We start from the raw sequence: 15,295 nt of genomic DNA on the forward strand, positions 1-15,295 counted from the left end.
ATTAAATTATCATTTTTTCAATAGGAATAACCAGAATGCCTTGTGCTCCCAATGCTTTCAAACGTCCAATGATCTCCCAGAAATGCGATTCGGCAATAACAGACTGGACGGATACCCACTCTTCATCCGCTAACGGGGTGATCGTCGGACTCTTCATTCCCGGCAAAATCTCAATAATTTCATCCAGCTTATTTTTCGGAGCATTCAAAAGTACATATTTTTTCCCTTCAGCCGTTTGAATAGCTTCAAAACGGAACAGTAATTCATCCAGAATCGCTTGTTTTTCTTCCGTCAGCGCTTTGTTGGCGATTAATAGTGCTTCACAGTTCAAGACCACCTCCACCTCTTTCAGGCGGTTGCTGATCAATGTGCTACCCGAACTGACGATATCAAAAATAGCATCAGCCAATCCAATTCCGGGAGCAATTTCAACCGATCCGCTGATCACATGTAATCCGGCATTTACACCCTTCTTTTTCAGATAATCTTTCAGAATCTCCGGATACGAAGTTGCGATCGTTTTGCCTTCAAACCATTCAACACCATGATACACTTCATTCTTGGGTATAGCTAGTGCCAGTCGGCATTTACTGAATCCCAACCGTTTAACCACCTTTGCTTCAGCACCTTTTTCAACATATTCATTTTCACCCACAATACCGACATCCGCCACCCCATTGGCTACCGACTGAGGAATATCATCATCTCTAAGAAACAATAACTCCACCGGAAATCCTTTGGCCGATAAAAGCAAAATGCGTTTCCCTCTGTTCAATTTAATGCCAGCTTCTGCTAATAAAAGCATGGTTTCATCGTATAAACGACCCTTCGACTGTACTGCTATCCGTAACATAATTTATCTTGTTTTATGTGTTAAAGTTGACTATCAAAAAAACAAAAGGCTCACCGTATGTACGGCAAGCCTTCTCTTTATATGCTATTTCTTTTATTTGCACATCAACGCCCACCGAACAACTGTCCGATATAATGATGATGGTGATGATGATTTACTGCAAATTTCATTTGTTTCGTATTTTACGCTACAAAGTTACAATAATTATTGAATTTGCAAATAACAGTGACATTATTTTACCTCAAACGGGTAAATTTGTCAATTCCTATTATAACTACTACCTTTGTAGCCTGTAATCAAAAAACAAATAAACAGATGAGTGATTTTCCAAATTGTTCGGCATGCGACTCTGCCAACACCTATTTTGACGGAACAATGTATATCTGTCCGGACTGTGGCAGTGAATGGTCTTCAAACACCGATGAAACCGCAGATGATACCCCCAGAGACAGCAATGGTGCCGAACTGGCAGATGGCGATAGTGTGACTGTTATCAAAGATCTGAAAGTAAAAGGTTCATCCATGGTTATCAAACGCGGCACCAAAGTAAAAAGTATCCGCCTGACTGAAAACCCGGAAGAAGTAGACTGTAAAATTGATGGTAGCAGTATTGTATTAAAAACCTGCTTCCTGAAGAAATAATAGTCATTTGCCCCGGGTGCAGTTCAATTCAACCCGGGGTTATATTTATGATTGATCCTTTCTGATTTTCCTATTCCTTTAAGTAGGCTGCTATTTCAAGAAAATTACGTTCCAACAGATACATTTTTTGAGCCATAAAGGCAAACAGTTCACCCCAATCTTCTCGCCGGTGCAGGTCTGCCCCTTCTTTTAGTATATAAATCCGGGCGACCTCCTGCCCTGTTTCACGCCGATAACAAATATCCCATATAAGTTCATTTTCAAGGTCTCGTTCAAGTGTTTCTTTATACCAGGTCAATTTCTCAACCATCTCCAGACGAGAATCTTCCTGACGATGGTTGACCTCTATCATCACCATGGTCTTTTTTCGGACGATATCAAATTTAAGTTCAACCGCTTTCACTTTGGTATTATACAATACCCATATTTTCTTTCTTCCACGCAGGTAAGGCTGTACTTCACAGTAGGCCGCAAAACTCTCCCAAAATTCCGTTTTGAGGTTTTTCAGTTCCTCTTTACTATACATCTATTATTTATTGTAAATATCCTTTTTCTTCAATTCCACGATCGTACCGAAGGCTGCCAACTCCTTCATATTTATACGTTTTGAATTACCAACAACCACATATACAATCGGTTTACCCTTGATATTCTCCTGATAAAAACGGGTAATATCACCCATTTCCATCGCACGTATACTTTCCAAATAAGACTTATTCGGATCTTCCGAATACCCATCACGCCTGAAAGAGGCTACTTTAGAAGACAAATTACGGAAAGACGGATATTCATTATTGACATGGTTAAGAATCGACTGTTTGATCGCCTCCACCCTGTCCGGCCGCTCAGGCATTGTTTGAATCAATGTATTTAATACACCAAGTGCATCCAGTGTTTTATCAGCCTGTGTGGACAACATAGTTACAAAATCACCCGGTTGTTGCAATAATTTCAACGGAGGTTGATTGTATCGGGCACTCACCCGATAAGCATACGACCGGAATTCGCGGATTTCCTGAAACATCAATGACGACATATCCCCTCCAAAATAGCCTGTAAACAATTTGGAGGTATACAACGAACGTTCATCCGGCAACACCCCCCCTTTGACATAACTATAGATAATACTTTGTGTCAGATCCGACATATCCAGAAAAAAGACTGTCGGTTTATCATACTGTCTGGTCTCTCGGTAATAAGGCGATTGCGACGGCCTTGCAACCTGTTCTATAGGAATAGATTGTTTGATCTGTTCTACTATCTGTTCGAGAGGTAATTTTCCACAATAATGAATGGTCGACTCCACTTGTTTGACCCGTTCAAACTGATCAATTAGGTGTTGCCCTTTCAACTTTTTGATCTTAGCTAACGGCAGACGGGTCAAATAACGCGATTGATCACCGAATTTCACTTTTTCGAGCAATGCTGCAGCCACCTGATCACCGGTTTTCAGGAATGTTTTCTCCATCACCTTCGCTTCATCAATCACCTGCCGCATTTTCTTATCATCGGCTTTGGGCGTTCGCAAAAACGTCCCGATCAACTTCATCGTTTCACTGAAATGACTGTCAAATCCGGTGATCTTAACTACAAAATCTGTATCATTCGTTTCAAACGACAATGTACTTCCTACGATTTGTAATCGCCGACGAAACTCTTCAAATGTCAACTCCTCAGTCCCCAGGAAATTCATATAGGAAGCTAATAAAGATAATTCGGGTTTCTCTATACATCCAATACCATAGGCTATTTTTAATGTAAAAATATCATTCACCGGATTAGATGTGGCGTACAAGGTCACCAATGCATTCAAAGAGGTTGATTGTACATCCTTTTCAAAATCAAGAAAATGAGGTTGTACCTGTTTGACTGGTATTTGCTCCAGCTGTTTGGCATATTCGGACTGCACATCCGTATTTTTAGGCGTTACCGGTTTATAGTTGGGCTTAGGCAAATTCTCTTTCGGATATTTTCCGGTTTTTTTTGTCACATATAGGTAATTGTCGCTAAAATACTTCCGGGCAACAGCCACCACATCCTCTTTCGTGATAGCATCTATCCTGGCAACTTCACGCATATATTCCTCCCAGCTTTTACCCTGCGAAAAGATACGCATCATCACCTGCGCCCGCGAGGCAATATCTTCCAAACCGGAAGTATACTCCCGCAACTGCTCCAATTTAAGACTCTGGAAGAATTCTTCATCAAAATCTCCGTTTTTTATCCGTTCAATTTCCGCCCAGGCCAGTTTTTCCGCCGCATTATAGGTTTGTATCACCATTTTGGGCACGACAACGACCCCTAAGATACCCGCCTCATTCATGCTTTCATTCAATGCCATAGAAGAGAGAACCTTATGATTGACCGTCAACCGATCCAGATAACCGGTCCCGTTCGAATTATTCAACAACGTCACGGCAATATTCAGTGCTGCCTGATCGGGATGATTGGCCGGTACTCCCCGAAAAGCAAAACCCATCACCCCCACAAAAGGGATAGGCGCTTTCACCTCTATCTTCTCCCGGCCTTCAAAAGGCGGTAATTCGACCGGCTGACGATCCGGCACCTGCCCCTCACGTATCCGTGAAAAGGTCTGTTCCAGAATAGGTAAAACCGTCTGACTGTCGAAATCACCCGAAAGAATCAACCCCATATTAGATGCAACATAATAGGTTTCAAAAAATTTACGCATCTCTGTCAGACTGGGATTCTTCAGGTGTTCGGTACTCCCTATAATCGGATAGGCATAAGGGTGGGGATGAAAATAGCGTTCTGTCAATTTCTCTATCGCCTGGCTACCGACAAAATCACCATACATATTCTTCTCCTCATAGACCGTTTCAAGTTCATTCTGAAAAAGACGAAATACCGGATTAATCAACCGTTCGCTGTTTATTTCAGCCCAATGATGGATATATTGAGGAGAAAAAGTATTGAAATAGACGGTATAATCATACGATGTTCCCGCATTCAACTTTGTTCCGCCGTATTTGGATATCAGCCGATCGAATTCATTGGGAATAACATAATCGGCAGCTTTTACACTTAATTCATTGATTTCTTGTTGGATGATCTCACGCTCTTTCTGATCTTCCGTCCGAGCCAGTTTATCATAACCTGCTGTTATTGAATCGAGATAAACCTTTTCTGAAATATAATCTACCGTACCGATCTTATCTGTCCCCTTAAACATCATATGCTCAAAATAATGAGCAATACCGGTATTCGGGGAGTCTTTTGCCCCGGCTTTCACCAGTACCGCACCAAATACTTTGGGCTGGGTATGATCTTCATTTAACCAGACTGTTAATCCGTTGCTTAATACATGCTCTTGCACATGAAGAGATTTGGCGATCTGGGCTGGAAGGGTATTTGTACAACACGACATCATCATAACGGGGAATAGATATCTCATGAAATCTTTTCTATATTAATTACATGACAAAGATACACTTTTCAACAAATAGCGCCTAATGAAAGTTTATTCGTTTGGCTGTTTTAATACTGATTTTTAGAATCATTTATTTTCTTTATTATTTCATTTTACGGATCATACTTGGTGATTTACCGAAATTACTTTTGCAAAAAGCGGCCAACTGCGACAGTGAGGAAAAACCAAATGTGTCACAAATCTCCGTTAAACTCTTATCAGTCAGAGTTAAACCAGCATATAAACGGATCGCTTTTTGTGTTTTCATCCACTGGTAAGGCGCTTGTCCGAATGTCTCATAAAAATGCTTTTTAAATGCCGATAGGCTATAATTGGATAGTGCTACTAACTCTTTGACACTCTTTACTTTTTCATGATTTTCCATCACAAAATTTGAAAACGTATGATTTTTATACCTGAAAGGAAGAAAAAATTCCTGCAACTCTTTCTCTTCATAATAATTCGTTAACAGAAGTATTAATTCATATAACTTTACGTAATAATAATCCATTTTCAATACCTCTTGTAAAAGGCATACCCGAATCGTATCCATAAAACAACCGATTTTTTCATGTATCGATAGGGTTAAAAATCTGTATTTTTTAGGCGGTGAATCAATAGAAGAAAAAAAGTGTTCGAACAAACGCCTATATCCCTGAAAGTTGAATAAGAGTAAAACAGACTCCTCTTTGGCTAATATGTTATAAGTAGTCCCTTTCGAAATGATAAACATTTTTTTTTCAATATTTTTTTGCGTAATTGCCTCTCCCAATAAAAGATGAATAACCCCTTCAATCACAAAAATCAAACGGTCGTCCTGAAAATGTCCATCAAATGACTTTCCGATCATCAGTTTAATTTCTTTGATTGGTGGATTATACTTCTTTTCCATACGTTTAATTACGGTTTTGGTTTGTCTGATGTTTCTACAACACAACTTATTCCGACCCTATACATACCATGATATACAAGAGATCATAATATTTCAAACAACTCTTTTTGTCAAAACACCATAACAACACTGGCATCCAACACCTTATCACACACAAATATAATAAAAAAATCACAATAAACCTATCATTTCATCCTGTTTTTCTACGATTCATCTCAATCAGAAATTAAACGAAACACCCTCATTTACGGCGGGTCGATCATTTTATTTTTGTTATTAAAACGGACTTCTTGGCGACCCAATCAAGAAAAATCAATTTTCAACGAATCTGTATTTTGACCATTTTTAATGAAATAGGCGATTAATTCTAACATGAGTTATAAAAAACGGGGTTCGGATGGAAGGAATGATTCAACACCTCCGGCGTTGATTCGTATGGAGTATTTTCAACAACCGCGGGTGTAGCGAAGCAAACCCGCGGTTACGCATATGAATCCCTAACGGGATTTTCCTGCAAAAAAACGAAGAGTATGTCAGTTAATGTAAGTTGCAAAAACAAGTTTCGAATGGCAGAGTACTTGATTTCCAAGGAGTACCGAAGGTTCGGTCTATTTTAGCCTTATTTGCTTGTGTGTTATATCGAACTCATATTAATTACGTTCAAAAAATGAGGCAATCGCTTCTCCCAAGCGTTCCAATCATCGGTTTTTTTCTATAGATCAATTAATCGTCTAACAGCTGTGTCACTTTCGTCTAACAGTTGGTGCACTTTCGTCTACCAACTGTTGCCTAATCGTCTACCAATTGGTAGACGATTAATTGATTCACAAAAAACAGTTCGGATATCGAGATAAAAAACATAACGCATCCAGTAAAAAAAGAGAGAGCAATTCCAGAATCACTATTTTTTCAATATCAAAAAAACTAGCAATACAAGATGAAAATCAACACTTAATGCAAAAACAAAGCCCAAATCCTTGCGTTTTTTCCGGACAGCTTCGCCTATGGCTTCAAATATTCGAATCTCAAAAGGGATAAAATAGTTAATTGTTCCATTTTTTTCTATTTTTGTATCTCATTCAAACCGTTAATCAATAAAAAAATGCAAATCATTCAGGAATGGATCAATAAAGGGTTAGTCCATCTTGGCTTAAATGCCGACACAGCCAATCTGTTAGATAATTTTATCCTTTTGTGTGTTATTCTAATCGTCGCTTTCGGTATCGATTATATTTGCCGGAATATCGTGCTCGCCACATTCAAACGAGTGGCTAAACGAACAACCAATCAATGGGATGATCTGGTTCTCGACCGGAAGATCATTCACCGGGTTATCGATATTCTCCCGGCTATTTTTATCTACGTGATGCTCCCGTTAGCCTTTTCGGCAACCGATCATCCGACCTGGCTGACAATCTTTCAGAAGCTGTGTGTGATCTACATTATTGGTGTCTCATTACGTTTTATCAATGCCCTGTTAAATCTTGTCAATGATATTTATGATCAAAAATCGGCTTCACGCGGGAAATCTATTAAAGGGTTTATACAGGTCATACAGATTATCGTCGTGTTTGTCGGCATCATTCTGATCATTGCCATTCTGATTAACAAGTCACCCGTCAGCCTGTTTGCCGGTCTGGGCGCTTCTGCCGCTTTACTTATGCTGGTATTCAAAGACTCTATCCTCGGATTTGTCGCCGGTATCCAACTCTCTACCAACGATATGCTCCGCCCAGGCGACTGGATCACGATGAACAAGTATGGCGCCGACGGTACGGTGATCGAAGTGACTCTGAATGCCATCAAAGTGCGCAACTTCGACAATACCATCGTCACCATCCCTCCTTATTCGCTGGTGAGCGACTCTTTTCAGAACTGGCGGGGGATGAGTGAATCGCCGGGACGACGCATCAAACGTTCGGTCAATATCGACATGAACAGTGTCTGTTTCTGTAGCCCGGAAATGTTAGAGAAATATCAAAAAATTGCCCTTTTGACCGAATATATTGAGCTCAAAGAAAAAGAGTTGCAACAGTACAATGAAATGCATCAAATAGACGATTCCATCCGCGTAAACGGCAGACGTCAGACCAACTTAGGAGTGTTCAGAGCGTATCTGGAGCGTTATTTGCGCAACCATCCGGTGGTCAGTAAAGAATTGACTTGCATGGTACGACATCTACAACCGACAGAAAAAGGAATTCCTATCGAACTCTATTTCTTTCTATCCGAAAAGACATGGGTGCTCTATGAAAACATACAGGCCGATATATTCGATCATATCCTGGCTGTAATCCCTGAATTCGATCTGGTTGCTTTCCAGAACATTTCAGGAGCAGATCTAAGAAGTCTATCCAAGCTTCAGGCGTAATTTCTCCAGCATATCCTGTGTCATACCGTCCAGGTCGTATTCGGGATGCCACCCCCACTCTGCCCTGGCACAGGTATCATCCAAAGAGTTCGGCCATGAATCGGCTATCGCCTGGCGCATCGGATCGACCTGATAGGACATCCGGAAATCGGGGATATATTTGCGGATATTAGCCGCTATACCTTCCGGATCAAAACTCATTGCCGTGACATTGAACGAGTTGCGATGAACAAATCCGGCCGGATCGGCTTCCATGATCTCTATCGCCGCCCTTACGGCGTCGGGCATATACATCATATCCATATAGGTACCGGCAGCAATTGGGCATTCGAACACCTCGCCACGAATCGCCGAATAGAAGATATCTACCGCATAATCGGTGGTTCCTCCGCCCGGAGGGGTCACATGCGAGATCAAGCCGGGAAAACGTACCGAACGGGTATCTACCCCGAAACGGATAAAATAGTAATCACTCAATAGTTCACCGGCTACCTTGGTGACGCCATACATCGTCCGGGGGTTACGGATGGTGTCTTGCGGTGTTTTATCTTTCGGTGAATTGTCGCCAAACACACCGATAGAACTGGGTGTAAAGACTGCACAATGATGTTCACGGGCTACTTCCAATACATTAAAAAGTCCGTCCATTCCTATTTTCCAAGCCAGTTGGGTTTTTATTTCAGCTACGGCCGATAACAAGGCTGCCAGATTGTAGATTGTATCGATATGGTATTTCGAGACGGTTTCTGCTATTTGTTGTTCATTGGTGATGTCGACAATCGCCGAAGGTCCTGATTCCAATAGTTCGCCATGAGGTTCTGATCCGGGGATATAACCGGCGACAATGTTTCCGCCGTACAGGCTTCTTAATTTCATAGTAAGTTCCGAGCCGATCTGCCCTGTAGAGCCTATGACCAATACATTTTTCATTGCGTTTTCGTGTTTAATGTTTTTCCGCGACAAAGGTAGAGAGAATTCGGTTTTTCCTGTTTATTTTCTCCCTTTTTTTCATCTGATTTCATTAAAAAAGATGACCTTTGTCTTCCGACTGGTATGACGTATGCCTATCGGTTTTTATATGAAATGTTATCACGTTCAATAATTATCTAAAACACCATAAGTTATGTACGGAAAACTAAAAGACTTCTTGACAAACGAGCTGGCCGCGATCGAAGCCGCCGGTTTATATAAGAACGAACGGATTATCACCACCCCTCAAAGAGCAGATATTCAGGTGAACGCTGGCAAACATGTGTTGAATTTCTGTGCCAACAACTACCTGGGATTATCTGATAATCAGCGTTTGATCGATGCCGCTACAAAGGCTATGGAGACACATGGTTACGGTATGTCTTCCGTCCGTTTTATCTGCGGCACACAAGACCTGCATAAACAGTTGGAAGCGGCTATAGCCGATTATTTTCAAACAGAAGACACTATTCTTTATGCCGCTTGTTTTGATGCCAATGGCGGCCTGTTCGAACCGCTTTTCTCCGAAGAAGATGCGATCATTTCCGATGCATTGAACCACGCTTCGATCATCGACGGGGTCAGGCTATGTAAAGCCAAACGTTACCGGTATATCAATGCCGATATGGCTGATTTGGAACGCTGTCTAAAAGAGGCACAGGCTCAACGCCACCGGATCATAGCCACCGATGGGGTTTTCTCTATGGACGGCAATGTGGCTCCTTTGGATCAGATCTGTGAACTGGCAGAAAAATATGATGCGTTAGTAATGGTCGACGAATCACATTCGGCAGGGGTGGTAGGCGCTACCGGACATGGAGTAGCCGAACAGTTCGACTGTTATGATCGTATCGATATCTTCACCGGGACGTTAGGGAAAGCTTTCGGGGGAGCAATGGGCGGATTCACGACCGGCCGGAAAGAGATTATCGATATGTTACGCCAACGTTCCCGCCCCTACCTGTTCTCCAACTCACTGGCTCCGGCGATTGTAGGCGCCAGTTTGGAGATGTTCCGTATGTTGAAAGAGAGTAATGAACTGCATACCCGGTTAATGAATAACGTGAACTATTTCTGTGATAAAATGATTGCGGCAGGTTTTGATATTAAACCGACTCAATCGGCTATATGCGCCGTGATGTTGTACGACGCCAAACTCTCACAAGATTTTGCTGCACTGATGCAGGAAGAAGGTATTTATGTGACTGGCTTCTATTATCCGGTCGTACCGAAAGGCGAAGCACGGATCCGTGTACAGCTTTCTGCCGGACATGAATGCGAGCATCTGGATAAAGCTATTGAGGCGTTTATCAAAGTGGGGAAACAGTTATCAGTTATTTAAAGGAGTTAAGGGCCTTAAGGGCTTTAAAGGCTTTAAGATCCTTAATGCCCTTAAAAATAGAATTATATGCAACAAAGCAACTATCATAGTCACTGTACATTTTGTGACGGAAGAAGTCACCCGGAGGATTTTCTGAAGTTTGCCATCTCTCAAGGGTTTCGGGCTTATGGGTTTTCCTCCCACTCTCCCCTGCCTTTCGAAACGTTCTGGAATATGTCGAAAGAGGATATGGTGGAATACTTGCAGGAAATTGACCGATTAAAGAATAAATATAGCGATTTGATCGAGGTTTATGCGGGTCTGGAGATCGATTATCTCGATCAAACCTATAATCCTTCTATCCCCTATTTCCAGGAATTGCCTTTGGATTACCGGATTGGCTCCGTTCATTTCCTGCCGCTTTCCGACCGGTTGGAAGAAAATAATATGGTGTGTATCGACGGACCATACGCTGAATATGCCGGAGCGGTAGATGCTCTCTTTGACGGCGACATCCGGAAACTGGTTAAGCGCTTCTACGAATCAACCATGCAGATGGTTGAAGCCGGAGGGTTCGATATTGTCGGCCACATGGATAAAATCTATCAGAATGGCTACCGCTATCCGGGATTTTCATTTGAGGCCGACTGGTACCAGGAGCCGTTTCTGGCCTGTCTCGACCTGATTGCTCAAAAAGGAATAATGGTCGAGATCAACACCAAAAACATGACCCGCAAACAACAGTCATTCCCACACGTACAATACTATTCGCTCTTAAAAGAGTTGGGTATCCCCGTAATGGTCAACTCCGACTGCCATTTCCCTGACCTGGTCAACGACGGACGGAAAGAGGCTTTCTCTTTATTAAAAGAAGCCGGGTTTAAAACCACCCGTGAGTTGATTGCCGGAAAATGGCAGGATGTGAAATTAGATATAATAACATAAAAACATTCTATTCGGAACATATTTGTATTATATTTTTTTCTAACGATAAAACGTATTTCCTCTTCATTTTTGTTAAAAATTAACTAACTAATTAGCATCAATATAAACCCGATGTGTTGTATATGGAGGAACTGTTAAACGAACATCGAAGAATAGTCTGCCAATGATAACAAGTTCAACTTTAATAATTCCGCAGCCAGAACCAGTCTGTTGTGATAAGATATTTATTCCAGGTCCGACATTCTCAACAATCCAAGTATCACTATCATTAGCAGTAACATAGAAATCTCCTATCCAAGCTATCGGCAAAACTACATCTTTGGGATTTACATCAAAGACTACTGGCCCACTATCTTGATAGACAGTCAACTTTCTGGAAAGGTTTCCTCCTGTTCCTTTGACTGTAATCGTTGCACTCCGTGCTGCTCCGGGGTTGGATGTTACATAGTACGTAGCCGACTGATCCCCTCCATTGGCCAGCATCGGCTGCACACCCAGCGTCAGCCATTCCTGATCAGAACTATATGCCAACTGCAATCCATTTGTCCCATTCACTGTATAATTTCCTGATGAAGATGTATTTGGCACATTGACCGAAGCCGGAAAAACCGTTAATGTTGATCCTTCTTGTCTTATATTCACCTCTCTTGAGATATTATTATCATTTGTTTTTACTGTAATTATCGCCGATCTTTCCGATGAGTTGGGATTTATCGAAACAGTCTTATAAGTTATTGCTTGATCATTTCCATTGGTTATTCCGGAGGTAGCCCCACTTAACGTAAGGAATCCGCCGGTGACCGATGAGTTGTAACTCAGTCCTGGAGTTCCTGTTAAAGTCAATGTTCCCGCGGCATCCTTTGCCGGGCTTAACATGGTCGGGTTTCCGGATATAGTCAGTGAGGAAGCATTTTGTGTGATCGAGATATTTTTTGTCAGGTTGGCATCCGTTCCCGTAATACCATTCCCCGATTTGATGGTTATATTTCCACTTCGTGCCGCTTCTTTGGGATTAACAGGAACTGTATATCCTACTGTTTGCATTTCACCTGTTGTATTGGCTGTTCCACTGGTCGTTCCTGTCAGTGTGATCCAATCTGTATTAGATGCTGCGTTCCACGACAGCCCTTTGGTGGAAGTAAAACGAGCCGTATGGCTATTGGAAGCCGCTGCAGGTATCGTTACCGGATTATCAACAGTAAGCGTTGCGCCTTGCTGGTTGACGGTTATATCTCCTATAGTTCCCAATGGTGCTGCGATACTCCCTGTCTTTACCGCCAATGTCTCATGCCGCTGCGAGGAAGAGGGGTTAGCCTCCGCAGCAATCAGATCAACCTGCTGGATTCCTGTTCCGGAAACTTCACTCGCCGGTGCAAAAGTCTGCCCGTTGATCATCGCCGAAAGCCACGATGGCAATATAAAGGCCCAGTTGACACCCGGACGGGTACTAATCTGAAACGATTCGATAGATCCCTTTGCCGCAGCTAAGATATTCGGATCCGACGGTCCGGGGCCATCCCCTGCCGTGATTCGTTTATCCGAAATATCTATTCCAGTCAGTGTAATATGAATCATATAATGACTGTTACGTCGCAGATTATAGTCATTCATACCTTCACCTGGATAAAGACGGAATGTGACATTGGGAAAAACGATTCCATTCTGAGTCGCTTTTCCACTTAATTCAATATAGGAAGCATTGGTAACACCTTGTCCGGTTTTTTCCTTATCCATACTTACCATATGTTCTCCCGTGGCCTGACCTGCCAAGTTCTCGGGGATATACCAGGTGGAAGTTGCTCCCGAGGATGCAACAATGCCCGGATGTACGCGGTAGCTATTTGTGATACGTTGTCCCTCGTTTTTCAGATAAAGGGTATTGACCGGTGCCTGACATAAACGTACTTCATCCGGTTCAAAAGAGAAATTCGTACCGCCAAACTGATAAGTAAACGATATTTTGGCGACAACCCTTTCCATTTGAATGGTATGTTCGAATACTACTTCAGGTTGATCACTGTTGATTTCACCTTCCCAATAACCGGTCATCATCAATAACTTATTGGTAGGTACACCATTGGCATCGTAGGTCATTGATGTGGTCAATGATTTCAATCCGCTTTCAGTATCTGATGCTGTTTTTATACCGAGATCACCCGCATTTGCGATAAAATAGACTTTACTATCCCCTGTTATCGCATTCAGGCGGATATCGATATATTCCAGTTGCAGCGGGTCGAGATACACTTTTTTGACACATTGCCCCTGTTCATTGTATTGTCCGACCCAAAGCTGACTGATCCGACGTTCTTCGATGGAGGTCAGTGCATCTCCGGCTCTTGTCTGAATCATAGTGGACTCCGATGCTTGGAACGTTGTTAATGTATCCGTTTCGACCGTACCGTCACTATTTAATACCAATTGACGTGTCACAGGTGAAGAGGGAGACAATACATTCATATAGAATCGCACATCGACCTCTTTTGTCGAAGGTGACGGTGGCGGTCCAACCGTAATCTCCTCCTGCGAACAACCCAACAATACGAACCATACGGTCAATAAATACAATACTGCCGGATAAGACAGATACTGCCAACTGATTTTTTTATAATTGTTTATCCCTTTCATCACTTGTCCATTTTAGTTTTCTCCTCCGACATCTCCACTCCAATCGATATGACTCCATTGAGCAATCATAAAAGTGGTACCGACTCCTTCATTGATATCCGGATCCTGCGGTTCGTATACCGCACCACTTCCTCCCGGTCCGCCTACATTATCATCCTGTATCAGGATACGGTTCCATGGAAGGATGCGTAAAAACAACCGGCTGGTATCTTCATCTCCGACCTCCAAGGTGAACACATACCGTTTGCCCGGTTCAAAAAGAATCCCTCGTTCTATTTTAGCCTGTAACGTTGCCAAAGCACTATTCCGACCGACAGTTATTGCTACTTTAAACGGATCACCGTTTTTAGGCAGTACGACTGTTGTCGCTTTGTTTAATCCCAGTCCGTTCGGATCAGCTCCTTCGGCTACCGGTTCAAAATTCTCCAAAACGACCCGTCCGGCACTACTCGGATCACTCCCCGTCATGGCGATCTGCTGCGAAACACCAGCCCATAAAAAAGCACCGGCACTGGAAATTTGAGTCATTTCAAGACGAGAACCTTTCAAGTGAGTGATATTCTCTGCTTTATCAGATGGTTGTACATGAAATACAACCTGTGCACATTTGCGCTGAAAAACTGCCAGAGGAATGGTATAAAGCGACTTTGCTTTTACTTCAATGTTCGTCGCATAGGAGGTCATCACATCCTCTTTATGGGGAATCTGTCTTGTTTGCCAACGATTGTCTTTCGTCCCTTGTACCAATGGACGAGCCGGTGAGATGGCATAAAAGTCATACCCACCTTCACGCACGTAGAGTCCTTTGGCCTGTTCGGCAGATTCAATCACATTTCCATTCAGATCAACAATACATGGGATCAGTTTCCCTTCCTGATTGATGCGATAGGTTGCTTCATGATCCGGTGGAGTTGTTAAATAATCAACCTGCGACGAATTATACTCTCCTAATTTGCCTTTATAATAAGCCGCGATCCGCACGGTCGTCCCCTCCTGTACCGGTTCGTTTTGCCCGGCACGGGTTGTTGTCCGGGAGATAATGGAAGACTCCAGCTTGGCCGCCTCGAAACGAAGTTCTACCCATGCCGGTACTGTTGGAGGTTCTCCCTCCAGCTCGGCATACGTACAACCTGTTACCAGCAAGCAGCAACCTATTATAAGCCTTTCGAAGTATGTATATAATCGTTTCATGAACATCACCTCATTTTCTTCTATTAGTTGAATGGAAATGGTTTCCTTTTTAC

The 15,295-nt window shown here is 42.5% G+C and carries 11 protein-coding genes; 4 read left to right on the forward strand and 7 right to left on the reverse strand.

Going from position 1 to position 15,295, the window contains the following annotated elements; all coding sequences use genetic code 11:
• Position 1: 1 nt before the first annotated feature.
• Positions 2-853 carry an ATP phosphoribosyltransferase gene (hisG, locus tag M2135_RS10700; protein WP_280748497.1) on the reverse strand — a complete coding sequence of 284 codons (852 nt, stop codon included), beginning with the start codon at positions 851-853 and terminating at the stop codon, positions 2-4.
• Between the two features lie 315 nt (positions 854-1,168).
• On the opposite strand from hisG, the gene M2135_RS10705 reads away from it, so the two are divergent.
• Entirely contained in the window at positions 1,169-1,495 is a 327-nt protein-coding gene (locus M2135_RS10705; protein ID WP_280748498.1) for a zinc ribbon domain-containing protein YjdM, read from the forward strand.
• Between the two features lie 70 nt (positions 1,496-1,565).
• On the opposite strand, the gene M2135_RS10710 is transcribed toward M2135_RS10705, so the two are convergent.
• From M2135_RS10710 to M2135_RS10720, 3 genes are all read right to left on the reverse strand, one after another.
• Positions 1,566-2,021, reverse strand: coding sequence for a DUF4268 domain-containing protein (locus M2135_RS10710; RefSeq protein ID WP_280748499.1), 456 nt, complete (start codon positions 2,019-2,021; stop codon positions 1,566-1,568).
• A 3-nt stretch (positions 2,022-2,024) separates the two neighbouring features.
• Entirely contained in the window at positions 2,025-4,910 is a 2,886-nt protein-coding gene (locus M2135_RS10715; RefSeq protein ID WP_280748500.1) for a M16 family metallopeptidase, read from the reverse strand.
• A 118-nt stretch (positions 4,911-5,028) separates the two neighbouring features.
• The gene (locus M2135_RS10720; RefSeq protein ID WP_280748501.1) at positions 5,029-5,817 is read right to left on the reverse strand and encodes an AraC family transcriptional regulator; all 789 of its coding nucleotides are present in this window, start codon (positions 5,815-5,817) and stop codon (positions 5,029-5,031) included.
• A 1,102-nt stretch (positions 5,818-6,919) separates the two neighbouring features.
• Between M2135_RS10720 and M2135_RS10725 the strand changes: the two genes are divergently transcribed.
• Entirely contained in the window at positions 6,920-8,188 is a 1,269-nt protein-coding gene (locus M2135_RS10725; protein WP_280748502.1) for a mechanosensitive ion channel domain-containing protein, read from the forward strand.
• Here M2135_RS10725 and M2135_RS10730 read toward each other — a convergent pair.
• A complete protein-coding gene (locus M2135_RS10730; RefSeq protein ID WP_280748503.1) occupies positions 8,168-9,118 on the reverse strand; it encodes an NAD-dependent epimerase/dehydratase family protein in 951 nt (316 codons plus the stop codon). The genes M2135_RS10725 and M2135_RS10730 overlap by 21 nt on opposite strands.
• Before the next feature lie 193 nt (positions 9,119-9,311).
• Between M2135_RS10730 and kbl the strand changes: the two genes are divergently transcribed.
• Positions 9,312-10,499 (forward strand): glycine C-acetyltransferase, encoded by a 1,188-nt coding sequence (gene kbl, locus M2135_RS10735; RefSeq protein WP_280748504.1) that lies wholly within the window; start codon positions 9,312-9,314, stop codon positions 10,497-10,499.
• A 66-nt stretch (positions 10,500-10,565) separates the two neighbouring features.
• Positions 10,566-11,423 (forward strand): histidinol-phosphatase, encoded by an 858-nt coding sequence (locus M2135_RS10740; protein WP_280748505.1) that lies wholly within the window; start codon positions 10,566-10,568, stop codon positions 11,421-11,423.
• 87 nt (positions 11,424-11,510) lie between these two features.
• On the opposite strand, the gene M2135_RS10745 is transcribed toward M2135_RS10740, so the two are convergent.
• Together M2135_RS10745 and M2135_RS10750 are read right to left on the reverse strand one after the other, a co-directional pair.
• Positions 11,511-14,051 (reverse strand): BACON domain-containing carbohydrate-binding protein, encoded by a 2,541-nt coding sequence (locus M2135_RS10745; protein ID WP_280748506.1) that lies wholly within the window; start codon positions 14,049-14,051, stop codon positions 11,511-11,513.
• A gap of 12 nt (positions 14,052-14,063) precedes the next feature.
• A complete protein-coding gene (locus M2135_RS10750) occupies positions 14,064-15,242 on the reverse strand; it encodes a fimbrillin family protein (RefSeq protein WP_280748507.1) in 1,179 nt (392 codons plus the stop codon).
• Positions 15,243-15,295 lie beyond the last annotated feature (53 nt).

The organism is Parabacteroides sp. PF5-9 (assembly GCF_029893105.1).
In the GTDB taxonomy this organism is placed as follows: domain Bacteria; phylum Bacteroidota; class Bacteroidia; order Bacteroidales; family Tannerellaceae; genus JARXWG01.